Below are 24068 nucleotides of genomic sequence, written 5' to 3' on the forward strand. Positions count from 1 at the left end.
AAATATGATTAAAACGGTAATCACTTATGGCAATTGGAATTTACTTTGGCTCACAAACCGGCAAGACTGAGATGGTATGCGCCAAGATAAAAAGTGAGTTAGGTGACGCAGTTACAGATCCTAAAGATGTTTCTGAGATTGGAGGAGATCCAAGTCAATTTACAGAAATGGACGGTCTCATTTGTGCTATCCCTACATGGAATACAGGCGAGGAGGAAAATAGATCAGGTACTGCATGGGACGACCTATTAGAAAAAATTGGCAAGTTAGACCTCAAGGGAAAACCCGTTGCAATATGTGGCCTAGGTGATGCTGCAGGTTATGCTGACAATTTTGTTGATGCAATGGAGGAATTACACAGATATTTTGAAAAAGCAGGGGCAAAAATGGTCGGACATGTAGGTACAAATGGTTATACTTTCACAGGTTCAAAGAGCATCATTAATGGAAAGTTTTGTGGACTGCCAGTTGATGAAGACAGTGAATCAGAACATACAGATGAAAGAATCACAAAATGGTGTTCCCAACTAAAATCGGAAATGGGTTTGTAAAAATAATTCCATTTTCTGTCATTATTTACAATCTAAATTCTAGAAGTTTGAATCGTTCATGAGGATTAATTTTGAATTTTAAACCCGAGTTCTTTTAGTTCGTCTCGAATATTTTGCTTAATTTGATCCAGTTCTGCCTTTGGGATATCAAGGCTAACCATTTTTACAATTTGATTATACATAACACGACCATCCCGATCATCAGATAGTTTTTGCCCAGACTCTTGAAATGTATAATATGCTTTCATAATTTCTAATCTTTGCTCTCTATCATCGTCTTGAGGATTTTCCATCCATTCATCAATCATTACTCTCAAGTCTTGCTGAGTTACAGGTGGGACAGGTTCTGGTTTTGTATCAATAAACCCAAAGTAGGTATCTTTGTTTTCTCTAAGATTAGAATTAGTCAATGCAAGTACAAATACAGTAATGGCAATTGCTGCAATTCCAATTCCCACAAGTGTTGTTTTGTTCACAAGATGTTTAGAATTTGTAATTATTTAGATGAATCGATAGAAGTTTGAATCATTTTCGGTCTTCAAAAAAGGCCTGTCAAATTGTTACAAGACCCCAAACAATAAGATCCAGAATAATTAAGAATTGGAAATGAACATTAAGAACAAACAAGATTATTGATTTAGTGTTTAAAATAATTTCAATTATATCGTAACATGCTTCCAATATTTTGCTTTCGTGATAATACAACTAAAGAAAATACAGATATCGTTAAAATCACTAAAACTATTTCGCCAAATTCAGGAACAATTGTTGTTCCGTCCACAACAATAATTTTAGAGTTAGGAGGTATATCATTTATTTCCAAAATAATCATATCATTTTCAAATTCTTGAGAAAATGTTTCAGAAGATACACCATCAATTGTAACTGAATTAATACCATTAATCAAACCAGATGGCAGTAATAGCATCAAGGAGTTATCATCGCTGAAAGTATTACCTTTTAATTCAAATACAATGGATTTGGATTCTTCGACAACGCTCACATTATTAATCAGTCGATTGAATTTGTATTCTACATCAAAAAATGTTGTTCCATCTCCAGCATCCATTCCAACATTTGATAAAGTTCTATAGCCGCTAACTACGCTAACCATACCAGTTCGCCATGGATGAATTGTACAATAATATTCAAATTCACCGATTTCAGAAAATGTTCTTTGGAAAAATTTGCCAGGTTCAATAGTGCTATCAAAAATTCCATCAGGTCCAGTTTGAGGGTTTCCCGAAGTTATAGTATGAGAAACAGAGTCCGCATTTTTCCAAAATATAGTGTCACCTACAATAATTTCAATAAATCCAGTTGCATCACCATCTTTTTCACTTGACCAATGAAAGGGGGCATTTTTATCAGATGAACCAGATGGGATGTTAATATCATATTGTGATTCAGAATATGCATCATAGATTGGAAATAGTAAAAATATCATCAAAGTAAAAACCATGAGTAATTTCAAGTAATTTTGTTGGTCAGATTAGAATTTAAAAATTGCTAAAAATCCCACCAGTGAAAGTCCATGAGTAAAATCCAAACATTTATGGCTTAATTAAGATTAATGAACAGTAATTGGTTTGCACGCCAACAACCCAGTGAGACAGCCAACATTCGTGTAGTGCACTCACTGGGACATTACATTTTATCAGGAGCAGTTATTCCAAGAAGGTCTAATGCCTTTTCTATTGTAATCTTAAATGAGTTTACTAAACACAGTCGTGAATTTTCCAGTTGTTCATCTCCTAAATCAAGTACTTTAGATTTTTCATAAAAAGAGTTGAATGCTACTGCCAAATCATGACAATACCTGGAAATTACTTTTGGAGATAAATTATTTACAGCATCACGAACTTGTAAATTAAAAAGACCAATTGTTTTTACTAAATCAATTTCAGAGTATTCTTTTAGTAAAGAAAAATCAACATCAATAGAGGGTGTACGGCCTGACTTTTCTAAAATCCTTGATGCTCGAGCATGAGTATATTGGATGTATGGTGCAGTGTCACCTTCTAAGCTAAGAGATTTTGTTAAATCAAATGTAATAATTTTGTCTAAATCTTGTTTTATCATTTCGTAACGTAATGTTGCAACAGATACCGAATGGGCAATCGAATTAATTTCAACATCATCCATTTCAGGATGTCTCTTTTTTGTCTCTTCAATTGTTTTTTCTTTTAATAGATCATAAACAGAATCTGCATTAACATACAGTCCTTTTCTACCAGACATTTGTGTTTGCTTTCCGTCAGTCTCCAAACCAAGAACTTTGGCAGTGTCAGAACTCAATGTAACTGATTCATAGCCAAGATGAACATATGCATCAGGAACTGATTTGAATTTTCCCATAAGAGATGTGATGATTTTTTGTAATCTTGCCTGTCTTGAATCAATTACCGTAATTACTTTGTCACCAGAAAAGTTTTGAGGTTTTGAATCACTGCCATATAATGTGGTTTGCCACAAAATACGGAAATTTGGTTGCGCTTTCTCATATTTTTCATAATTGAATGGATCATCAAGTAATCCCAATTTCCAGGCAGCATATGGAATATCTTTTGCAATATAGGTTGCAGTACCATTACTTCTAACAATCACTTTATCTTCTTCCTTACCTTTACCGCGAATAACCCAGCATCCAGCATTTTTCCCCCCATTTTCAAATTCTATTAGGTTCATCTTCTGTAATTTCTCAAAGATACCATTCCACAATCCTGAACGGATTATTTGTGACTCAAAATTCAGACAGTCATAGTATACCGCAAGATTCCAGCAGGTTTCAAGCTGGTTTGACAACACACGACGAGTGATCTTATCTGCAAACTGTGCAGTCTCAGAATCTCCATCTTCTAACTCTTTGAGAATGTTTTTTCTAATTTCTTCAAGACTAGGATCTTGGTCATATTTTTCAGTGGTCTTTACATAAACATCATCCCCACAATAATGATCAAACTTCTTTCCGTTTGGAGGTTCTATATCAAACCCAAAATGTTTGAAACCAACAATAATGTCAGCAACTTGAAGTCCAGAGTCATCAACATAATTTAGAACATTAACTTTGTAGTTTGCTTTTTTCAAAATTCTAGATACAGTATCACCAATTATGATATTGCGTATATGGCCAATGTGTAATGCTTTGTTGGGATTGACACTTGTATGTTCAACTACAATTGTAGAGTTTTTTCCAATATTTACATCACCAAATTCTGGAAGATGAGATTCAGATAAAATTAGTTGGTTTAATTTTTCCCAATCAGCATAAAAATTCAGATATCCAGAGGGATGAGATTCAGATTTTGAAACTAATGTACTAGTACATTGAGAATATTTTTCAGACAGCATTTGAGAAATTTCTTTTGGACTTTTCTTGAGTTGTTTTGCAAGTAAGAAAGAGACATTAGAACTGACATCACCAAATCCAGGTTTTGCAGGTTCTACAGAAAATTTTACATCATCAATTGAAAAGTCATCTAAAATCTTGTTAAGATTATTTTCAACTTCATCAATTATAGATTTGAAAGTCATAACTATATTTCAGATAATCTAGGTGCTAATTTATCTAATGCTTCAAGGACACCATCGCCAGCATGTGCAGATACAGTAATTGTGGCCTCAGATTTGACATCATCTGACGCATTACCCAAAGCAACACTTGTTTTTGCTACCTTGAACAATGGAACGTCAGTTGCACTATCACCAATTGCAATGACATCGTCTTTGGAGATGGCGAATCTTTTCATAATTTCTTGAAATCCAGTACCCTTGTCAATTCCAGAAGAGTTGATGTGGTAGGCATACTGACTATCAGACAATTTTACATCCAGATTATGTTCAGATAGTATATCCCTAGCCAGATCTAGATCAAATGTCCTTTGTAAAACGACTTCAGTCATTCTAGGAAAAACGTATTTTTCTTCTACATTATCTAAATTATTTTTTAGAACATCTAGTGCATTTTTGCACTCATCAATATTGCCCAGCAAAACGTGATCGTTTGAATCAAGAGTGATACATCCACCATTTTCACCCACAGCAACTTTGGTCATTCCACCAAAAACTGAGAGCAAAAACCCTTCAACAGACGATCGTCCGGTAACAAAAATTACATCATGACCCATGTTGGTAAGACGTCTTAATGCATCTAGGGCATCTAAGTGAATCCTACCACCTCCATTTTCAGTTATAGTTCCATCAATGTCTACTGCAAAAGTTCTTTTTATCACATCAATGATTTTTTGTACTGAATAATATTTGCTACGCATGAAACAAGATATCAAAAAATTTTGTTTCACACATAGCAAAAAAGAAATGCGTATTGTTCATTAATGCAGTGATTTTAGTGGAAATGTGGTAAAAAAAGGAGCAATAGAGGAGATTTTCAGTAAAGCAAAATTTGCAGATGAATCAAAATCATACAAAATTTTCTATAGAAATTTTGAAAAAACTGTTGAAACCACATTGCCAGAATTTTTAATTCAGTCAGACAACTTGCAAACCATACCAATAAGCAGAATAAAGAAAATTAAAAAAAATAATACGGTTTTATTTGAAAAGAAAATAGCAAGAGGTGAATAGTATTGGGAATTCCTGAAAAAATTAAAGCCATTCAAGATGAAATGGCAAAAACGCAGATCAACAAAGCAACAGAGCACCATCTAGGATTACTAAAAGCAAAGATTGCAAAACTCAAGCGAGAGCAAGAAGAAAGTGTTGCAAAAAAATCTGGAATGAAGTCAGATGGATTTGATGTTAGACGAACAGGGGATGCAACAGTGGTGTTTATTGGATTGCCAAGTGTTGGAAAATCTACACTACTTAACAAATTAACTGGAGCAAAATCAGCTGTCGGGGCATTTCAATTTACAACACTAACAGTGGTTCCAGGAATGATGGAGTATAGAGGAGCAAAAATCCAAGTACTAGATCTTCCAGGAATCATAAAAGGAGCATCAACAGGTAAGGGACTTGGAAAGAGAATCCTCTCAGTGGCAAGAACTGCAGATCTTGTCTTACTAGTTCTAGATGTCTTTCAGCCATATCACGAAGATGTACTAATTAATGAATTAGGAAACATTGGAATTAGATTAAACCAACTTCCTCCAAACATAACAATTGAGAAGGCATCGATGGGAGGAATTGCAATTGCCCAACAAGTTAAACTTACAAAAATTACAGAAAAACATCTAAAAGACATTTTACATCTTTATGGAATTGTTAGCGCCCGTGTTGTTGTCAGAGAAGACATAACATCTGAGCAATTGGCAGATCACATTGCAGGAAATATTAGTTATTCAAAAGCACTTACAATTTTAAATAAAATCGATCTAGTTGACAAGAAGTTTTTGAAGGACTTGAAAACAAAAATAAAATCAGATGTAATTGAAGTGTCTGCAAATTCAGACATAAACATAGAATTACTAAAGGAGAAAATTTACGAGAAATTAAAATTCATTAGAATATACATGCGTCCAAAGGGTGGCGAGACAGATTTCAAAGAACCATTAATTGCAAGAGAAGGAGATTCAGTTGAAGATATTTGTAACAAGTTGCATAGAAGAATGAAAAGGGAGTTCAGATACGGATTGGTGTGGGGTAAAAGTGTAAAGTTTGGAGGACAGAGAGTAGGATTAAATCATATTTTACAAGATGAAGATGTATTAACAATTATCAAAACTCGTGGAACATAATCAAAAAGAAAGTGCAATATGGATCAAGAATTTGAACATCGATGGTGCAAATTTTGCATGACAAAAACAAAACAAGAACTAGTTTTTCTTCCAGAAATGGCAACATACAAGCGCAGACGGAAGTACAAATGCACAATTTGTGGAAAAACTAGTTGGTTGCAAGGTAGAAGACCATCAGCTGAAGGTGTTTACTGAAAATTTTACGATCATGAAAAAATTTTTTACAAAAAAATTACTTGACAATTTGTAATCAATTTGTGTAAATTTCTTTAGTTTAACCACTGAAAAACAATGAAAATGTCGATCCAACATGGCAGCTAAACGAAAAGCAGCTCCAAAGAGAAAAGCAGCTCCAAAGAGAAAAGCAGCTCCAAAGAGAAAAGCAGCTCCAAAGAGAAAAGCAGCTCCAAAGAGAAAAGCAGCTCCAAAGAGAAAAGCAGCTCCAAAGAGAAAAGCAGCTCCAAAGAGAAAAGCAGCTCCAAAGAGAAAAGCAGCTCCAAAGAGAAAAGCAGCTCCAAAGAGAAAAGCAGCTCCAAAGAGAAAAGCAGCTCCAAAGAGAAGACGATAATCTCGTCAGTAAATTAACAATCGTCACAAAGACGAATTGTTTTCCATTTTTCTAACAGCGATTAGTGAGAACTGTACAAAAATGAAAAATATTTTAAAAAAATATTTCTAAAAATTAGTAAAGATAACTCATTAGTTTGATTTGGTCTTCAGTGGAAATTACATTTTTCTCAGTTAATATTTCCAATAATTCTTTGAATAATGCTTTTTGTTCAGAAGACATTCCACCTGCAGGACCTTTTTCTCCTGGTGGACCGGGAGGACCTCTTGGACCTGGGGGACCTACCGGGCCTTGTTCTCCACGTGGACCTTGTTCTCCAATAGAACCAATCGGACCTGTTGGGCCACGTTCACCTTGAGGACCTTGAATTCCTTGTGGGCCTTGTGGACCTTTTTCTCCCGATGGACCTGTTGGACCACGTTCACCTTGAGAACCTTGTGGACCTACCGGGCCTTTGTCACCGGGTGGACCCGTAGGACCAGTTAATCCTTTTTCTCCTGTGGGTCCCTGTGAACCTTTTTCTCCTTTTTCTCCCTGAGGACCAGGAACTCCTGTAAGACCTTTTGCGCCAGCTGGACCTTGTGGACCTTGTGGACCTTTTTCTCCAATTGGTCCTTCAGTTCCTCTAACACCTTTTTCTCCAATTGGTCCTGGAGGACCTACCGGGCCTTTGTCACCGGGTGGACCCGTAGGACCAGTTAATCCTTTATCACCAAGCGGACCTGGAGGACCAAACGGACCTTTTTCTCCTGCGGGACCTATTGGACCTTTTTCTCCAATTGGTCCTGGCGGTCCTTGAATTCCTTTTTCACCTTGAACACCTGTTTGCCCTGTTGGACCTTTTTCTCCGGGTGTTCCAATTGGTCCAGTTAATCCTTTTTCTCCGGGAGGACCTTGGGGACCTTTGTCACCTTTTTCTCCTGGAGAACCTCTTAATCCAGATAAACCTTTATCGCCAGGTGGACCTGTTGGACCTTTTTCTCCTTTATCACCAGTAGGTCCTTTTAATCCAGTAGGACCTTTATCACCAATTGGTCCTGTTGGGCCTTTGTCACCTTTGTCACCGGGTGGACCAGGTACACCTTTGTCACCTTTATCACCTTTATCACCAGTAATTCCTTTTTCTCCAGTTAGTCCTTTATCACCTGAAATTCCTTTGTCACCTGGGGGACCTTTGTCACCAGTAGGTCCTTTGTCACCTGGTGGACCTTGAGGACCTTCAGGTCCTTTGTCACCTGGTGGACCTATTTGTCCAGGTGGACCTGGGGGACCTTTGTCACCTGGTGGACCTTGAGGACCAGTGGCACCTTTGTCACCGGGTGGACCGGTTACACTAGAACTTGTTTTAGTAGAACGTTTTTGTTTAGGAATTTCAGAAATTGTTTTAGTTTCAGTAGATGTTTGAGTAGATGTGGTTGATTTTGATTTTGATAAAGGAACATCAAAAACAGAATACAATGATGAAAATAGATCAGTTACAACTATCCATATTGTATCTAATTCTAATACAGAAGAAGGAATTGGGTTTTCAGGGGTGCCAATTGTTTCAGAGAATACTCCATCTTTTACTCTAAGATGAAAATTACCACGCCAAAGAGAAGTAAACTGTTTTGACTTTATTTGTTCATCAGTAGGTCTACTTCCAGTAATTGAGATTTGAGTCTCATATACACCTGATTGCTTGAATGGTGCCTGGCCTTGGATTTCTAATTTAGACTGAGATGACACAATCGTTTGTTTATACTTCAAGTATTTCTGTATTTAGATCGCATAAATTGATTCTAAATCAAATTATTTTCAGGCTCGCGGAGGATAGTATTTATCTAGATAATGAGGCATTTTGAGCTAGTGAAGAAACCATTCGGAAAAAAATCAGAGGAAAAAGAAGATGAGACTAGTTTAGAAAAAAAGAAAGAAGAGACCGCACTAGTCGATGTTGACTATAATCGCAAGAAACTGTTCAAGAAAGGGGTCAACTTGATGGCAGATGAAAAACTCGAAGAGGCCATCGTAGTCTTTGAGCAGGCCCTGAGAATAGATCCGGACAATGTAGAGACATTGCTAAAATTAGGATATGCAAGATTTCACATTGATGATCATAATGAAGCATTAAAGGTATATGATAGAATTTTAGATATTGATGTAACAAATCCAGAAGCTTGGAATCTTAAGGGATTGGTTCATTATGAACAAAAAAATTATTCAAAAGCTTTGGATTCAGTTGAAAAGGCAATTGAGACTGACCCAACATATGGAATGGCATGGTACAACAAAGCATGTTTCTTATCATTACTAAATCAAGTTCCAGAATCACTAGAAGCATTAAAGCGCTCAATTGAAATTGATGTAAAGAATGCAAGAAAATCAATTAGAGACAAAGATTTTGTTAATGTTAGAATCGAAGAGGGATTCAAAAGAATTCAAGAAGTTGTAGTTTTAGAATCAATTAGACAAGGATACCACACATTGGGTTCAATTGTATGGACAACATTTCTAGATAAAAAAGATGCAGAAACTGCATTAAGAAAATTATTAGAAAAAGGATTGATTGTTCAAAATGAAAAAAGAGATGGTCTAAGTAAAATTCCAATATATGATCTTGCACCAAATGTTGCAGAAAAAATGGGTAAAGAAAAGAAAGGTTTGTTTGGAATTACAAGAAAGAGATTACCAAAACCAGTAAAGAATCTCAAAGAACTAAGCCAAGCAATTCAAGATGCAAGAGAAGCAATTGAGGAAGAGAATGCAGAAAAAGCAATTGAGATATTTGATGAGTTTGTAGACCCTAAAAAATCAGGAGAACAGATGATTGAAAATTTCTTTGATGAACACAGAGAAATAAGATTGTGGAAAATAAGACTAAAAGATAGAGGCGATGATTACATTGCTGAAAACAAAGAAAAGATGTTAATGTTATTTGGTAATGTCGAAGTTACAATCACAAAAAAACTTAGAAACGAAATTTCTTAATTATTCAGCAGACAAATCCCAGTAATTTGCATCTTCTTGTTTTGCAGTAGGTTTTTGAAGATTCTTCCATTCCTTAAAAGAGCGAACATACAGTTTGGCATTTGGCAGTCCAGCAGTTTTTAGTGCATAATAGGCCAATCCAGAAAGAGTTCCCACACTTCCACAGTACGTAATAATTTCAGAATTCCCAGTCACGCCACGATTATCAAGCAAGCGCTTCATGTCATCTTTTGGTCGTAAAATTTTATCATCTGATGCAAGGGTTCTGTATGGAAGGCTAATTGCCCCAGGAATATGTTGCTCAAGGAAATTTAGACGCTCTCTATTATCAATTAGAATCACATCATCTCTTTGTTTTGCAGTCTCTAGATAATCAGAGGTGGCCAAAATATCAGGCTGTAATTTCAAAGAGTGTCCCTTACTTTGTACGTCAGGAGTCTGAGAATCACTTTCCAATCCAAGAGACTTCCAATTACTATAAGTTGTTTCAAGAAGACTAACATCTGCATGTCCAAGATATTCTAATGTCCAAGCAACTCTTGATGCTAGAGCACCAAATGTATCATCATAAACTACAACACGAGTCTCATCATCAATTCCCATTGAATTTACTAATTTTAAAACACGATCAGGGCTGTCATCAGACAATAGATTTGCCAAGGGTAAATTTACAGCAGTAGAGATATGATCTTTTTTGTAATCATCTTCTCGTCTCACATCAATTACTCGAACGCTCTTATCTCTAATCTCAGAACGTAAAGAATCTACGTCGGTTGTTATTTTACCAGATTCTGTCAAGCAGCGCATTCACCCTTTCCAGTTTTAGTATGGTAACTAGTATCGCTGCCATAATCAAGATAGAAATCAGGATCCTCATCTTTTGTTGGAGGAGTTGTTAGTGGTTCAATTGCTTTTCTAATGTCATTTATGGATTTGATTTGTGAGTCCTCACTATTATTTACAATTCTATGAATCCAAGATTTGAGAGTATCATCAGATTTTTTATTTTCTTTGAACAGTTCAATAATCTTCAAAATTACTGGGATTACTCTTTTTGCAGGAACTCTGTGACAAATTTGTCCTAACATTGTATCTCCATCAGAACGACCACCAATCAACATCTGGTAGTTTGCATACATGTCTTTTCCAAGACGTGCACCTCCACCAAAGAATCCAATTGTTGCAATCCCATGTTGACCACAAGAATTTGGACAGCCACTAATTTTGATAGAGGAATCACGAAGATCATCATCTTCATCAAGTTTTAATTCCAAGAATTTTCTTTGGATTTCTTTTGCTAGTCTATGTGAATTGGTTAATGCAAGATTACAAGATGTAGTACCAGAGCATCCAATAGGAGCAGTCATGGTAAGGGCACCAGATTTTGCCAATCCAATCTCAAGGAGTTTAGAATACAAACGTGGTAAATCATCTTCATGGACATAACGTAATGCAACATTTTGAACAAAGCCTGCACGTGCTTTGCCTTCAGAAGAAAAGTCGCGAATAATATCAGCTAGTGCTTTTAGTTGATTAGAAGTGATATCTCCTGCTTCAAGAGTGATAAAGACTGTGCGATAATCAGTTTGTTTTTGTTTTTCAGTGTTTGTTTTTAGCCATCTCGCATAACCATCAGGTGTTCCACTTCCACTCTCATCACTAATTCGAATTGGTCGTTTAATTTCATCAGGAGTGTGGTCTAAATCAAGTTGCGTAACTATAGATTGTGTAGCTTTTACAACAGCTCTCTCTTTTAAGACAAGGTTCTGGAATTTCTCCCAACCCATATCATTTACAAGATAACGCATTCTATTTCTTGCAAGATTTTTTCTATCCCCTAATCTATCAAATATTCTCAATACAGCAATTGATGTGTAAAGTAAATCTTCTTCGGGAGTAAAGTCTTCTAATTGATGTCCAACAAATGATCTATTTCCCAATCCGCCACCAAGGAAAATTTTGAATCCCCTTTGAGGAGTTCCATCTATTTCTTTGATTTGAGGAATTAATCCAACATCTACCATCCTTACCATTCCATGTTTCTCACAACATGTGAAATTGAATTTGAATTTACGAGGAAGGTTTTGAGCCATTGGATTTCTCAAAAAGAATTTTGCAGTAGCAAGTGCATATGGTGTAGAATCAAATTCTTCATCAGAACAAACACCAGACATTGGACTACACATTACATTTCGAACACTATTTCCACATGCTTCCCTTGAAGTTAATCCAACATCAGCTAATCCTCTAAAGATTTCTGAAACATCTTCAAGAATTACCCAATGTAGTTGAATGTTTTCTCTTGTTGAAAAGTGAGCACTTCCAATGGAATATTGTTCGCTGAGTTGAGAGATCTTTTCAAATTGATGAGGATAAATTTCACCTGCAGGAAGTTTAATTCTAACCATTGCATAGTCGCCAGTCATTCTAGTACCATATGCACCATGTTGAAGTCTAAATCGTCTAAAACTATCTTCGTCATATTTTCCCTGACGGAACAGTTTTACAGTTTTTGCAAAATTATCTGCCTCTTCCATTCTTGCCCAATTAATTTTAGGCTTGGGAGAATCAGCTGCAGATTGTTTAAGATCAGATATTGTCAATACAAGGAAATTCCTTTGTGTTGTGATATAAATTTTTGAGAAATGGAGGTTTTAGGGCTTAAACTTTCATGGACGACACAATATTTCCTATATTTTTTGAATAGTTATTTTACCAATATAGAATAATTAGTTGATCCTAATTTTTGATGTGCGTGGGAAAGTATTAATGGGTTCTAGGTAACAATTTTTTCATGCAAGAAGCTACAGTAGCAGAACAATCAACAAAAATATTTACTGATGTTCGCGAAGTCGAAATTACTCAAGCTATTGCAAATGAATTTCATGAGGTTTTAATTGACAGAGCAGAGTCTGACGTTATCATTATTGGTGCAGGTCCTGCCGGTCTTACTGCAAGCAGAGAACTATCAAACTTGGGTTTCAAGGTTTTAGTTATTGAACAAAACAACTACCTAGGCGGAGGATATTGGCTAGGAGGATATATGATGAATCCAGTTACTGTAAGAGAACCTGCACAAAAAATTTGGGATGAATTGGGGATTCCATACAAAAAAGTAAAGGAAGGATTGTATTTGACACCAGGACCACATGCAGTATCAAAATTAATTGCAGGCGCATGTGATGCAGGAGTAAAATTCTTACAACTAACAAAGTTTGATGATTTAGTTCTAAAGAACGGAAGAGTTGCAGGAATTGTTGTAAATTGGATGCCAGTTTCAGCATTACCACGCAACATTACATGTGTTGATCCAGTTGCATTTGAAGCCAAAGTAATCATTGATGCTTCAGGTCATGATTCTGTTGCAGTAAAAAGACTAGTAGACAGAGGTCTTGCAGAATGGAAGGGAATGGAACCAATGTTTGTAAACGATGGAGAAGAACATGTAGTTCACAAGACAGGGGAAATATATCCAGGACTTATTGCAGCTGGAATGTCAGTTACTGAAACTCATGGTTTGGCAAGAATGGGACCTACATTTGGTTCAATGTTGTATTCTGGAAAAAGAGCAGCTGAAATTGCAGCTGAAAAAATCAAAGAGCTAGAAAGATAAAGCAATTCGTTTGTTACTAATCTTTAATTAACTTGAAAAAAATGCGATGTAATTACAAATCAAAATCTACTTTGTAATGTTTTCATGCATGCCCCATTTGAGATGATATTCCTTTTCCGTAATTGGAATTCTGGATTTGCATTTTAGACACCTACGAATTTTGTTATGTTTAGAATATCTCCAAACATGGGCTTCACTTTTTTTATGACAGTTCATACTATTGTATGGCATACTAGTATTTAGGAAACGAGACATAGACGGTATATTTTCTAATCAAAAAGTGTAAGAATTACGCCGGTATATATCAAGGGAAAACTACACATAGTATGTTTAAAAAAATTATTGAAAAATTACGATTTGGTTCTTCCAAAATCAAAGCAGTAAAAGATGTAAATGCATTTGAAGAATCCAAGAATAAGAAATCCAAGGATGCAGGAAAATAAATGACATATCATTGCAAACATTGCAATTTTACTTGGGATGCATCAGAAGATAATTTTCAGAAATTACTTCTCCATGAAAAGAGTCACAAAAGAAAGGTTTCAAATTGATGTCAAGTGTCAATGAACCCAATAACAAATATCACATAGATATCAAGCAATTCAAATTACAAGTTTTTGTAAAAGGAGTTCTACAAAATGAAGTACAAATGTAAGGAATGTGATTTTCATTGGATTGGAACATCATACACATTTGATGAGGTACGTAAACATGAAAAAACTCATTTGAAAAGCAAAGTTAAAACAATCAAGCCTAAAATATCCAACACTCAAAATAAGATTTCCAAAAAATAATAGAATGATTTTGAATTAGATTATTACTTACGTTTAGAACATTATTTTTATTGTGAATTCAGTGAAGGCAGACCTACATCGCATGTATAAGGTAGCTGTCTTATCACGAATTCACTAATCAATTATGTCATTTGTTATTATTAAAACAGATTAGAGTTGATTTAAGTCTGGATTAGATCATCTTACTTATGGATTATATCCATAATTGATCTACGGTCACTCATGAAACAAATGAGAAATCAAAAAGCAATAATTAATACACAAATCGGTCCCATGTTGCCATCATCTCAAAAAATTAATCAAGATATATCAGATTTTCAAGAGTCATTTAAAACAAATGCCACAATAGCAAAAGATTTTGTGATTAAAGAAAAACGGGCTAGACTAAAAGATTTGAATGAGAAAATTACCAGTATTCCAGACAAGGTATCAACATCAGAGTACTGGAATAAACTAAAAAATTCTACAAAAACAACATCTAAAATTATTCAAAACGCTACTAAAGATGGATTAAAAGAGTCAAGAGGCCCCATAAACAAATTTAAAAAATTTGTTACAGGCATGTTCATCAGAGAAAAATATCCTGGAGAAAGGGATCTTGAACTTTTAACAAAACTTGCAGAATTAAAACAAAAGAAAATAATTACTCAAAAAGAATTTAATTCAAAAAAGAAGAAAATTCTTGCAAAAATCTAAGAAAGACTTGCACAGATATCAATTAGAATCCATAACTACTTATCAGCATCTGAAAAACATAAGAGATGAATAAAAATATCCTAATTTTTTCATTAGGAGTTGCCATAACAATTTTGATTGGCATTGTGATTGTAACTAATTTTGATTGGTTTTCACAAGAGTGGTTGATAGGATTGGCCATAATTGTGATAGGTTTTGCAGCCATTGGGATTTTTGTGTATTCAAAAATTAAAAAGAACATATAATTTCTAATTGCTACCTTAAATTTTGTAAAATAGCATTACATTGATTTGATTAAATTTTTTCAACATCAATCAAAGTTACAGGGCAAGATACGTTTTCAACTACTTTTCGAGATACACTACCCAAAGAAAGCAGTTTCTTGACTCCCTTTAACTTCCTACGTTTTGCCATAACAACTAGATCTACATTTTCATTCTGCACAATATTTAGAATTTTTTCTGCAGCATTTCCCATTTCGACTTTAACTTGAACATTTATGTTTTCATCTTTGCATTCCTGACTTCTTTGTTCCATCTCTTTTACCATTTCTTGACGGATTGATTCATTAGCTTCTTGTATACTGTTTAACATTTTTTCTCGTTCTGATTCAGATAAAGCAAATGTGGCAGGGTGTTGAATTTCTTCAATTACATGTAAAAGGATAATTTTAGAAGATGATTCCTTTGCGGCATGTATTGCATGTTTGAGTGCAAGATCTCCAGCTGGAGTTCCCCCATGAGGTACTAGAATTGTTTTGTACATGTCGAATTCTCATTGAATTAGTAAATAAACTATAAAGACATTTATCAAAAAAGAAATTTTGTCGAAATAAATATTGTAAAGGCAGAAATCAATCCAATAGCCATAGCATTAAGCACGAGACCATGTTTTACCATTGCTTTAATTGGAATCTGTGCTTTTTCATAAATTAAAGCATTAGGGGGAGTGCCCATTGGAAGTAAAAATGCAAACGATGTGGCAACAGTTATGGCAAATAAAATTGGTAATGGAGTCCACCCGTTAAGTAATGCCATGGTTCCTACTATCGGAATGAATATTGCTGCAGTAGCAGTATTTGATTTCACATTGGTTAGAAACATGATCATTGCTACTAAAATGACAATCACAAACTCAAATGGATAATTCCCAACAAATGCAAAATATTGTGCAATCCAGTTTGCCAAACCAGAATCTACAAATGCTAATGATAATGCAAATCCCCCTCCTAACAAAAACAACAATCCATAAGGAAGTCTTTCAATACCAGCCCAATTCATTAAACTTTCAGAACGGGTTTTTGGTAAAACAAAAAGAGAGATACCTCCCAAAATAGCAATTACTGAATTTGTAATAAAAGAATTATCTGGTTGCCATAACGGAATAGTAAACATTAGCACCAACACCACCAACAGTACTACCAGAACTGTTTTTTGTTCCAGGGTTATTTTTCCAATTTGTGATTTTTCAAGTAACAAAGTGTTTTTAATTTCAGATGTGGTTTCAAAGTTAGATTTCCCAATTTGTCTACTCATATAAAATCCACAAATTATTAGCATAGAAAATGCTAATGGAGCTCCAAACAGAGACCATTCTGCAAATGTCACTTTATGTGCAAACATCTCCATCACAGTTGCAGCATAAAGTAGGTTTGGAGGAGCACCAATTAAAGTTGCAACACTACCAATTGATGAAGCATAAGATATAGACAACATGAAAATAATTTTAAATTTTGTTGTAATGAAATTAGTTTTTGTTAGTGCTGTCAAAATAATGCCTGCTACTGGAAGCAATATCAAAACCACTGTAGTACTCATAACAACAGTAGATAACAAAGCAGTTGTTATCATAAAACCCCAAAGAATTCTCTTGGGAGAATATCCAAACACAGAAATTAATTCAAAAGCAATCTTCCTATGTAAGCCAGATTTTTCGATAGCTAGTGCTATCATAAACATTCCAAGAAGCAATACAATTATTGGATGCATATATTCAGCTGCAACTTGTTTCACAGGTAAAACACCTAGTACAGGAATCAATCCTATAGGAAGAAGTGCGGTTGCATAAACAGGGATTGCTTCTGTGATCCACCAAACAATCATCCAGACAGAAATAGCAAGAACAGATTTTGCATTTTCAGACATACCATCAGGAGTGGGCATGAATAAAATTAGAAAAAACAGTAAAGGTCCTAAACCCATCCCAAAGCGTCTAAGATTAAATTTCATTTTTTGCGTGCACCCTATTAGTAATTATCAGTGTTATTCTTGAGATAATACATCCGTATTTTCTATTTCTTCAAAGCTTGTACCTTTGCATTGGGGGCATTCTGAAATATTTGTAACACCTGCTTTTTTAGAAAAAACATTACCACAGTTCTTGCAAACACGTAGTTCCTCAAGTAATACCATTATTCAAAATAACTTCTCTCAAATTATTAAAGTAGTTGCTAAAAATCATGGCAGATATTCAAAAACAGTGTAGGGTTACAAGACATTAGAAAAATCATACGTAAAAACTATCTAATTTTAAAAAAATTAACGTTAGAAAGATATGCAATCATGTTATTTTGTACATGTTGAACATTAAAAAAATTATCATTTATGATGAACCAACTGTACCTGAAATTAAAATTAATGAGGTAAAAGAATTCATCAGCAAAACCTTTCATGTCAATGTGGAAATTAGACCAAATTTCTTTGAAAATACAAATGGAGAAATTTTCCAAAAAATTGCAACAACTCGAATTTTTGAATTAAAAAAACCATTTGAAAAACACAATCCAACAGTCCAAGAAATACAAATGGAAGAAAGTAATACAGATAACTCACAAAATGAGGAAAGAGTTCTTTATGATGGATTTGAATTTCAAAAAATAATTGAAAAATTCATTTCACCAAATGAAAGCAATCAAGAAATACTGCACATAATTTTTACAAACAAACTTACATGTACTTTTGATAAAAGTGATTACAGATATCATGCAAGGGCACTGATTGGATCAAATCCTACAATCATATCAACTACAGGGATAATAGAGGCACCTGCTAAACCAAAGCAATACTATCTAGACTTGATGACAAATTTAAAAAAAGAAAATGAAATCAAGGAAAAATACAAAGGCGAATTTTTAGAATACAATGATTCAAGAATATCAGAAGTTGTTAAAGGTTATCTCCTACAGACAATCATGTATTATGAAACAGGAGAAGTATTTTGTGATGATAAGAAGTGTAGGCTATACAATGCACATTGGCAAAAAGATCTTATTTATTCACAATTAAAAAATAGAAAACTCTGCAACAAGCATCAACAAAAGTTACAGAATATAGTAAATCATTGATGAATAGATTTTATGTAATTACGAATTATTTCAGATGATTTTTTCAAAGAGGATGACTCTGTGTCATCAAGTTTTACTTTTTGTATCTCAGATACACCATTTTGATTAATTTTTACGGGCACACCCATTGCAACATCATTTTCTCCATATTCTCCCTCAAGAACAACGGATGCAGGTAGGGCAATCTCTTTTTTACCTAAAATTGCATCAATTACATCAAATGTGTTTTTAGCAATGCCAAATTGAGATCTGCTCTTAAAATTTCTCAATGTCTTCCAATAATTTCGTACATTTTCAGTGATTGTGTCCCTTCTGTCAATCATTGAAAAAAGAGGGTTACCACCAACAGATACGCCTGAAAAAACAGGAACCATAGAATCACCATGCTCCCCTAAAACAAGAGCGTTAGAAATTGAGGACTGTGGGACAGATAGTGTCTCAGAAATGTAATAACGAAATCTGCTAGTATCAAGACTAGAAGCAATACCAATCACTCTAAATCTGGAAAAACCACTTTGTTTTTGAAAAAAGTAAGTTAGGACATCAAGAGGATTTGAAACAATCAAAACTATGGCAGAAGGACAGTATTGTTTGATTTTATTTGCAATATCTTTTATCATTTTGACTTGCAAATCCATGTTTTCAGTTCTGTCCTTGGTATAAACTTCAACACTTGCAGTTATTACAACAATATCAGAGCCAACCAATTCAGAATAGTCATCAGTTCCTCGAATAGAAAATTTAGAATGTGCAGGTATTGCACTTGCAATGTCTAATGCCTCGCCAAGGGCTTTTTCTTTTGATCGATTTACAAGTAGCACGTCATCTAATCCATTTGAAACACAAAGAAATGCAGTTGATGCGCCAACTCTACCACTACCAACTATTGAGATCAATAATATCACCAGGACTATTTTACTATAAGAACCGGACACTTTGCTTTTTGAGAAACGCCGTTTGCAACACTTCCCAAAATAGCCTTATCAAAACCAGTTCTACTATGAGACCCAATTACAATTAGATCATGCTTTCTAGATTTTGCAAATACCACAATATCATTTACAACTGATTTTGATGTCAATATGTGAGATTTAACAGAGACATTATTTTTTTTAGCAATTGCCTCTAATTTTTCAAGATGTTGTTGTGAAACCTTTTTTTGTTTTTTAATTAATTCAGAATCAGCTCTTGCATCATAGAACTTGTGATGCCATGCATCACCCTCAAGGCAGGTCAGAAGAGTAAGTTTTGATCGATATTTTTTTGCAACGTCTACTGCAGCCTTAAAGGCCCTAGTAGATTGTGCAGACAGATCAAATGGAACTAAAATATTCTGAAACATGGTTAATCCTTCCTCTTACGAATACTTTCTCTTTGACGATTATCATCATGTTTTGGCATTTCTCTCTCTAATTTTTTAATTAACTGATCACAAATTTTTAGAATATCCCATCCAGATTCAGTATAGACTAGTTGTCTTTTTGAGGTTTTTACAGTAGCAGTAACATCATAATGAGTTCTAGAACCTTCAGGATTTTGAGATTTTACAGAAATTTTAGCCTCAATTATATCAGACAATACCTGTTGAACTTTCTCTAACGCATCACCAAACTTAGACATTAAAATTTCGCTGGCAGGTTCATCTTTAGATAAACCAATTATGTATAATGGAATTTTTTCAGACATAGATAAACTCTTGAAATTACAATTAAAAACTCTTTTAGTAATTACTAGTCGTGATTTTCATGCATGGTATTAAGAATGACATATTTAATGAATATTAGAATAATAATCACATGAATCTAAAAGACTCGAAATTAACAAAATTACTAACAAAACCAATTACAGTTGGACCAAATGCAACCCTTGTAAAAGTAAGAGAGTCACTTCTAAAAAACAAAGTAAAGAGAATAGTTGTAGTTGACAAAAAAAATCCAATAGCAGTAATTACTGAAAAAGACATTGCAAAAAAAATTTATGAATTAGGCAATAATCCAATAAAATCAGTAAAAGCAAAAAATTTCATACCAAAAAAATTATTCACACTTACCAGAGAAAATACAGTTAAAGAATGCGCACAGATTATGAAAAAGCACAGAATAAGTGTGGTAATTATTCTAAATGATGACAAAACACTTGGTGGAATTATAACAAAAACAGATCTAGTTAAAATATTTCTAACAAAAGGTTCTGAATCACTCAAAATATCTCAAGTGATGAAAAAAGATTTGATTACAGCATCCCCAAGTGATCCAATTTTGCATGTCGAAAGTATGTTACTAAGGTATGGAATATCCAGAGTGATAATTAAAGGAAATCAAAAGCCAGTGGGGATTATCACATTCAGAGATTTTGTTCCTGCAAAAATTCCACAATGGATTGCAGAATCAGCTGATCCAAAGGAAGTACAAGAGTACAAATTCAAAAAAGGATTAACAGAAGGGCACGCAAATCAAATGAGTTATCTTTTTCCATTCCATGCAACAGACATTATGACAACAAACCCAGTTACAGTTGATGCTGATGAAGAAATCAGAGCAGCAATTACGCTTATGATAAAACACAACATTAGCGGATTGCCGGTTGTAAAAAAATCAAAATTAGTAGGAATTATTACAAAATCAGATATTGTAAGTGTTTTAGCAAACTAGACTTACTTTACAATGAACAAAGAGCATGGAGAATGTTGAGCAAGTTTATTTGAAACACTGCCAAGCAAAAATCTTGTAACTGCACCAAGGCCTTTATTTCCAACAATTATCAGATCACATTTCTCAGATTTTACGGTTTTTTCAATTTCAGAAACAATATTTCCTTCTTTAAGAAATGATTTTGTAATAATTCCTTTTTTAGATAGTGTCTTGTTTGAACGCTCTAGTGTTTTTTTCCCAAATTTTCTAAGAATTGACAGATATTCTTTACGATCGAGTAGGTTGATAGTAGGAGATTTTTCAACAACATAAATCAAAATAATCTTAGAACCAAACGCATCAACTAATTCACATGCACGTTGCAATGCTTTTTCAGAATATTTAGAACCATCAAGAGGAACAAGAATTTTTTTAAAGTTTGTAGCACGTATGGTCATTTTACAATAAGTACAGGCTTTTTTGATTTGTGTAAAACATAGTTAGAAACACTTCCTAAGAAAAGCTTCTTTGCAGAACTTCTGCCGCGAGCCCCAATTACAACCAAATCAATTTTATTTTTTTTATTATTTACAAATCGTGCAATGTCATATCCTGGATCTCCAGACATTGCTTTAGGAATTAGTTTAATTCCTTTTTTTGCAGCCCTTAGTTTTGCAGCATCAAGAATTTTTTTTGCTTCCTTTGCAGAGTTAAAATCTAAAAATCCCAAAGGATGAATGGCATATATTCCAGGCACAGATTTTACAGTTAAAGCAACAACTACTCCCTGAGATTGTCTTGCAACATGTATGGCCATGTCTAAACCACGAATAGAGTTTTTTGAGCCATCAAGAGGCACTAAAATTCTCTTTGTCTTAATGACCATGTTTTAGAATAAGCAGATTACCATTAAAAGGATTTAACGATTATCTGATTTGATTTTCAATTATGATAATTTAGAATTTAAGTGATATAATTGGGATAGGCTAATAGAACATGGACAATACATTTGTCAGTCAAGTAATGAGTAAAAACGTCCTTACTGCAGACAAATCAACATCATTACAGGATGTAGCACAAAAGATGAAGAAAATGAGTGTTGGGTGTGTTGTTGTCACAGATCAATCAAAACCAATAGGCATTGTTACAGAAAGAGATTTTGTTACAAAAGTTGCTGCTGAAGGAAGACCATTATTTACTGAAATTGGCGAAGTGATGTCATCACCACTAATCACAATTAGCCCAGAAGAAACAATTTGGGAGGCATCAGAAATAATGAAAGAAAAAGTAATTCACAAACTCCCAGTAAAAGAAAATGACCAAATTACAGGAATGATTACAACCACAGACATAGTTAAAATTTCAAGTGTTGGATCTGATTCTCAAATGCGAAAAATATGTGATCAGATTCTAATGAGAATGAAAGATGATTAGTCAAAAAGGGATATTCACTTAAATTATTGAAACTAAAAGATGATTTACTATGATGGCAGCAGATTCAGGTGCAACTGTACTTGAAACAAATGATGACAATCCAAAGATGCCAGACAAAAAGAAAACAAAATTTGATGTTATCATAATTGGTGCAGGACCATCAGGATATACTGCTGGAATTTATTGTTCCAGAGCAGGTTATGACACATTAATTTTATCAGGAATATTACCAGGTGGACAATTGGTCAATACAACAGAGGTTGAAAATTATCCAGGGTTTGAAAACGGCATAATGGGGCCAGATTTGATGATTGAAATGAGAAAACAGTCTCAAAGAATGGGAACTACAATAATTGATGATGAAGCAGTTGATGTTGATTTTAGGCGAAAACCACTAAAAGTTTTGACAGCATCTGAAGAATACGAAGGGCGTGCAGTCATTATCGCCACAGGTGCAAATCCAAGAAAATTAGGATTGGAAGGTGAAGAAACATTTGGTGGAAAAGGTGTATCATATTGTGCCACATGTGATGGGCCATTCTTTAGAAATCAAGAACTAGTTGTAGTGGGCGGAGGTGATTCTGCAATTGAAGAGGCAACATTTCTTACAAAATTTGCAACTACCGTACATCTAGTACACAGACGAGATGAATTACGTGCAAGTAAAGTGATGCAAGAAAGAGCCTTCAATAATGAAAAAATAAAATTTCATTGGGATTCAGCTGTCATTGACATTAAAGGTAATGAAAAAATGCAACAAGCAGTTCTAAAAAATCTCAAAACAAATGAAGAAGCAACATTAGATGTAGGAGGCCTATTTGTTGCAATTGGCCACGTCCCAAATACAAAATTGTTCAAAAATCAAATTGATTTGGATGACGAAGGCTACGTGGTTTTAAAAGACAAAACACACACAAATGTTGAAGGCGTATTTGCAGCAGGGGATGTTCATGATAGAAGTTATAGACAAGCAATTACTGCTGCAGGATTTGGATGTATGGCAGCAATTGATGTTGACAAATATCTAACAGAAAGTGCAGACAAACAAGAATGAAAAATGCACAATGCAAAAAATGCTTAAACAAGTTTCTTGAAAAAGACATCTATACAATTCAGCAGTTTCAATATCGAGAAGAACCACCATACAAATGGTCAATAGATTATTTCAAAAAAATAGGAATAGGAGAATGGGATTCATTTTGTGAAAAATGTATACTAGAGTATTCCAAAGAATCCCTTGACTCGTGGAATAAATCAAAAATCTAAACTCTTTATTGGAATAGAATTTACTGATATTCATGAGTGCTGAGGCAGAAAATAACAAAAAAATGATCAAAGAGCAGAGTGATAAATTGGCAAAATTAGGCAGAGAATTAAGTAAAATTCAATTCAGTTACAAAGTAGAAGAAAAAAATTCTAAAGAATATTGGCAAAAAAGAATTAAAAATTTTGAAGAGTACAACACAAAAAGTTTAGAGTATTACAATCAGATATTTTCATTAGTAAAAATCACTAACAAAGAAGAAGCAAATAGATTTCTTTTACAAATAAGCAAATTTCGTCAGTTATCATTATCGTTAATAGGTACTATGAAGAAAATTCAAGAAAATCCATCAATAATTAATTCTAAAGATAAACAACAGAGCCAATGGAGCAGAGAAATTAAAAATGCTATTACAGAACAGAGTAATAATTGTCTAAACCATGAAAGGGATATGAATTCATTTTTTAGAGATTTTTATGAGAGAAATTTGAAAAGCATTCTAGGGTAAT

The 24068-nt window shown here is 34.2% G+C and carries 31 protein-coding genes; 15 read left to right on the forward strand and 16 right to left on the reverse strand.

Annotation, left to right across the window (positions count from 1 at the left end):
- The first annotated feature begins 26 nt into the window (after positions 1-26).
- On the forward strand, positions 27-551 hold the full coding sequence (fldA, locus tag NPIRD3C_RS07525; RefSeq protein ID WP_148703563.1) for a flavodoxin FldA: 525 nt from the start codon (positions 27-29) through the stop codon (positions 549-551).
- A gap of 65 nt (positions 552-616) precedes the next feature.
- Here fldA and NPIRD3C_RS07530 read toward each other — a convergent pair whose 3' ends face one another.
- The 4 genes from NPIRD3C_RS07530 to NPIRD3C_RS07545 all read right to left on the reverse strand — a co-directional run bounded on the left by NPIRD3C_RS07530 (position 617) and on the right by NPIRD3C_RS07545 (position 4822).
- The gene (locus NPIRD3C_RS07530; RefSeq protein ID WP_237087639.1) at positions 617-1027 is read right to left on the reverse strand and encodes a proteinase inhibitor; all 411 of its coding nucleotides are present in this window, start codon (positions 1025-1027) and stop codon (positions 617-619) included.
- A gap of 179 nt (positions 1028-1206) precedes the next feature.
- Positions 1207-2025 (reverse strand): PEFG-CTERM sorting domain-containing protein, encoded by an 819-nt coding sequence (locus NPIRD3C_RS07535; protein ID WP_148703564.1) that lies wholly within the window; start codon positions 2023-2025, stop codon positions 1207-1209.
- Positions 2026-2198: 173 nt separating this feature from the next.
- The gene (locus tag NPIRD3C_RS07540; protein WP_148703565.1) at positions 2199-4085 is read right to left on the reverse strand and encodes an arginine--tRNA ligase; all 1887 of its coding nucleotides are present in this window, start codon (positions 4083-4085) and stop codon (positions 2199-2201) included.
- A 2-nt stretch (positions 4086-4087) separates the two neighbouring features.
- Positions 4088-4822: a phosphoglycolate phosphatase gene (locus NPIRD3C_RS07545; protein WP_148703566.1), complete on the reverse strand. Its 735-nt coding sequence runs from the start codon at positions 4820-4822 to the stop codon at positions 4088-4090.
- Positions 4823-4907: 85 nt separating this feature from the next.
- Here NPIRD3C_RS07545 and NPIRD3C_RS07550 point away from each other — a divergent pair, with 85 nt between their 5' ends.
- From NPIRD3C_RS07550 to NPIRD3C_RS07560, 4 genes are all read left to right on the forward strand, one after another.
- Positions 4908-5135, forward strand: a complete 228-nt coding sequence (locus NPIRD3C_RS07550) for a DUF504 domain-containing protein (protein ID WP_148703567.1) — start codon at positions 4908-4910, stop codon at positions 5133-5135.
- A gap of 2 nt (positions 5136-5137) precedes the next feature.
- The gene (locus NPIRD3C_RS07555) at positions 5138-6247 is read left to right on the forward strand and encodes an OBG GTPase family GTP-binding protein (RefSeq protein ID WP_148703568.1); all 1110 of its coding nucleotides are present in this window, start codon (positions 5138-5140) and stop codon (positions 6245-6247) included.
- Positions 6248-6304: 57 nt separating this feature from the next.
- Positions 6305-6442 (forward strand): hypothetical protein, encoded by a 138-nt coding sequence (locus NPIRD3C_RS10685; protein ID WP_182126834.1) that lies wholly within the window; start codon positions 6305-6307, stop codon positions 6440-6442.
- Positions 6443-6557: 115 nt separating this feature from the next.
- Positions 6558-6815 (forward strand): hypothetical protein, encoded by a 258-nt coding sequence (locus tag NPIRD3C_RS07560; protein WP_148703569.1) that lies wholly within the window; start codon positions 6558-6560, stop codon positions 6813-6815.
- 114 nt (positions 6816-6929) lie between these two features.
- Here NPIRD3C_RS07560 and NPIRD3C_RS07565 read toward each other — a convergent pair whose 3' ends face one another.
- Positions 6930-8543 (reverse strand): collagen-like domain-containing protein, encoded by a 1614-nt coding sequence (locus tag NPIRD3C_RS07565; RefSeq protein ID WP_148703570.1) that lies wholly within the window; start codon positions 8541-8543, stop codon positions 6930-6932.
- Between the two features lie 120 nt (positions 8544-8663).
- Between NPIRD3C_RS07565 and NPIRD3C_RS07570 the strand changes: the two genes are divergently transcribed.
- Positions 8664-9785 (forward strand): tetratricopeptide repeat protein, encoded by a 1122-nt coding sequence (locus NPIRD3C_RS07570; protein ID WP_148703571.1) that lies wholly within the window; start codon positions 8664-8666, stop codon positions 9783-9785.
- Here NPIRD3C_RS07570 and NPIRD3C_RS07575 read toward each other — a convergent pair whose 3' ends face one another.
- Both NPIRD3C_RS07575 and NPIRD3C_RS07580 read right to left on the reverse strand, forming a co-directional pair.
- Positions 9786-10583, reverse strand: a complete 798-nt coding sequence (locus NPIRD3C_RS07575; RefSeq protein ID WP_148703572.1) for a sulfurtransferase — start codon at positions 10581-10583, stop codon at positions 9786-9788.
- Entirely contained in the window at positions 10580-12388 is a 1809-nt protein-coding gene (locus tag NPIRD3C_RS07580; protein ID WP_148703573.1) for a nitrite/sulfite reductase, read from the reverse strand. Before NPIRD3C_RS07580 ends, NPIRD3C_RS07575 begins: the two co-directional genes overlap by 4 nt.
- A gap of 191 nt (positions 12389-12579) precedes the next feature.
- Here NPIRD3C_RS07580 and NPIRD3C_RS07585 point away from each other — a divergent pair, with 191 nt between their 5' ends.
- The 3 genes from NPIRD3C_RS07585 to NPIRD3C_RS07595 all read left to right on the forward strand — a co-directional run bounded on the left by NPIRD3C_RS07585 (position 12580) and on the right by NPIRD3C_RS07595 (position 14888).
- On the forward strand, positions 12580-13398 hold the full coding sequence (locus NPIRD3C_RS07585; protein ID WP_148703574.1) for a sulfide-dependent adenosine diphosphate thiazole synthase: 819 nt from the start codon (positions 12580-12582) through the stop codon (positions 13396-13398).
- A 638-nt stretch (positions 13399-14036) separates the two neighbouring features.
- Positions 14037-14192, forward strand: coding sequence for a hypothetical protein (locus NPIRD3C_RS10690; protein ID WP_192827841.1), 156 nt, complete (start codon positions 14037-14039; stop codon positions 14190-14192).
- 222 nt (positions 14193-14414) lie between these two features.
- Positions 14415-14888, forward strand: a complete 474-nt coding sequence (locus NPIRD3C_RS07595; protein WP_148703576.1) for an SHOCT domain-containing protein — start codon at positions 14415-14417, stop codon at positions 14886-14888.
- A gap of 22 nt (positions 14889-14910) precedes the next feature.
- Here the strand turns inward: NPIRD3C_RS07595 and NPIRD3C_RS10485 are convergent, their stop codons facing one another.
- The 4 genes from NPIRD3C_RS10485 to NPIRD3C_RS10695 all read right to left on the reverse strand — a co-directional run bounded on the left by NPIRD3C_RS10485 (position 14911) and on the right by NPIRD3C_RS10695 (position 17299).
- Complete coding sequence (locus NPIRD3C_RS10485; RefSeq protein ID WP_160272898.1) at positions 14911-15093, reverse strand: hypothetical protein; 183 nt, start codon at positions 15091-15093, stop codon at positions 14911-14913.
- Between the two features lie 89 nt (positions 15094-15182).
- Positions 15183-15653 carry a universal stress protein gene (locus tag NPIRD3C_RS07605; RefSeq protein WP_148703578.1) on the reverse strand — a complete coding sequence of 157 codons (471 nt, stop codon included), beginning with the start codon at positions 15651-15653 and terminating at the stop codon, positions 15183-15185.
- 44 nt (positions 15654-15697) lie between these two features.
- Positions 15698-17116, reverse strand: a complete 1419-nt coding sequence (locus NPIRD3C_RS07610; protein ID WP_148703579.1) for an SLC13 family permease — start codon at positions 17114-17116, stop codon at positions 15698-15700.
- Positions 17117-17149: 33 nt separating this feature from the next.
- Positions 17150-17299 (reverse strand): hypothetical protein, encoded by a 150-nt coding sequence (locus NPIRD3C_RS10695; RefSeq protein ID WP_192827842.1) that lies wholly within the window; start codon positions 17297-17299, stop codon positions 17150-17152.
- A gap of 164 nt (positions 17300-17463) precedes the next feature.
- Between NPIRD3C_RS10695 and NPIRD3C_RS07615 the strand changes: the two genes are divergently transcribed.
- The gene (locus tag NPIRD3C_RS07615; RefSeq protein WP_342399200.1) at positions 17464-18231 is read left to right on the forward strand and encodes a DUF6775 family putative metallopeptidase; all 768 of its coding nucleotides are present in this window, start codon (positions 17464-17466) and stop codon (positions 18229-18231) included.
- Here NPIRD3C_RS07615 and NPIRD3C_RS07620 read toward each other — a convergent pair.
- Genes NPIRD3C_RS07620 through NPIRD3C_RS07630 form a run of 3 tightly spaced genes read right to left on the reverse strand, consistent with a single transcriptional unit; the run spans position 18225 to position 19917 of the window.
- Complete coding sequence (locus NPIRD3C_RS07620; RefSeq protein ID WP_148703580.1) at positions 18225-19127, reverse strand: malate dehydrogenase; 903 nt, start codon at positions 19125-19127, stop codon at positions 18225-18227. The genes NPIRD3C_RS07615 and NPIRD3C_RS07620 overlap by 7 nt on opposite strands.
- Before the next feature lie 14 nt (positions 19128-19141).
- Positions 19142-19573 carry a universal stress protein gene (locus tag NPIRD3C_RS07625; RefSeq protein ID WP_148703581.1) on the reverse strand — a complete coding sequence of 144 codons (432 nt, stop codon included), beginning with the start codon at positions 19571-19573 and terminating at the stop codon, positions 19142-19144.
- A 2-nt stretch (positions 19574-19575) separates the two neighbouring features.
- Positions 19576-19917: a hypothetical protein gene (locus tag NPIRD3C_RS07630; RefSeq protein WP_148703582.1), complete on the reverse strand. Its 342-nt coding sequence runs from the start codon at positions 19915-19917 to the stop codon at positions 19576-19578.
- A 110-nt stretch (positions 19918-20027) separates the two neighbouring features.
- On the opposite strand from NPIRD3C_RS07630, the gene NPIRD3C_RS07635 reads away from it, so the two are divergent.
- The gene (locus NPIRD3C_RS07635) at positions 20028-20882 is read left to right on the forward strand and encodes a CBS domain-containing protein (RefSeq protein WP_148703583.1); all 855 of its coding nucleotides are present in this window, start codon (positions 20028-20030) and stop codon (positions 20880-20882) included.
- Between the two features lie 2 nt (positions 20883-20884).
- Here the strand turns inward: NPIRD3C_RS07635 and NPIRD3C_RS07640 are convergent, their stop codons facing one another.
- Entirely contained in the window at positions 20885-21319 is a 435-nt protein-coding gene (locus tag NPIRD3C_RS07640) for a universal stress protein (RefSeq protein WP_148703584.1), read from the reverse strand.
- A complete protein-coding gene (locus tag NPIRD3C_RS07645; protein WP_148703585.1) occupies positions 21316-21747 on the reverse strand; it encodes a universal stress protein in 432 nt (143 codons plus the stop codon). Before NPIRD3C_RS07645 ends, NPIRD3C_RS07640 begins: the two co-directional genes overlap by 4 nt.
- Positions 21748-21857: 110 nt before the next feature.
- On the opposite strand from NPIRD3C_RS07645, the gene NPIRD3C_RS07650 reads away from it, so the two are divergent.
- The 4 genes from NPIRD3C_RS07650 to NPIRD3C_RS07665 are packed head-to-tail and all read left to right on the forward strand — an operon-like array spanning position 21858 to position 24067.
- Positions 21858-22295, forward strand: a complete 438-nt coding sequence (locus NPIRD3C_RS07650) for a CBS domain-containing protein (protein WP_148703586.1) — start codon at positions 21858-21860, stop codon at positions 22293-22295.
- Positions 22296-22344: 49 nt separating this feature from the next.
- Positions 22345-23349, forward strand: a complete 1005-nt coding sequence (gene trxB, locus NPIRD3C_RS07655) for a thioredoxin-disulfide reductase (RefSeq protein ID WP_148703587.1) — start codon at positions 22345-22347, stop codon at positions 23347-23349.
- Complete coding sequence (locus NPIRD3C_RS07660; protein WP_148703588.1) at positions 23346-23561, forward strand: hypothetical protein; 216 nt, start codon at positions 23346-23348, stop codon at positions 23559-23561. The genes trxB and NPIRD3C_RS07660 overlap by 4 nt, the downstream gene beginning before the upstream one ends.
- A gap of 32 nt (positions 23562-23593) precedes the next feature.
- A complete protein-coding gene (locus NPIRD3C_RS07665; RefSeq protein WP_148703589.1) occupies positions 23594-24067 on the forward strand; it encodes a hypothetical protein in 474 nt (157 codons plus the stop codon).
- The last annotated feature ends 1 nt before the right edge of the window (position 24068 follow it).

Source organism: Nitrosopumilus piranensis, from assembly GCF_000875775.1.
Classification (GTDB): Archaea; Thermoproteota; Nitrososphaeria; order Nitrososphaerales; family Nitrosopumilaceae; genus Nitrosopumilus; species Nitrosopumilus piranensis.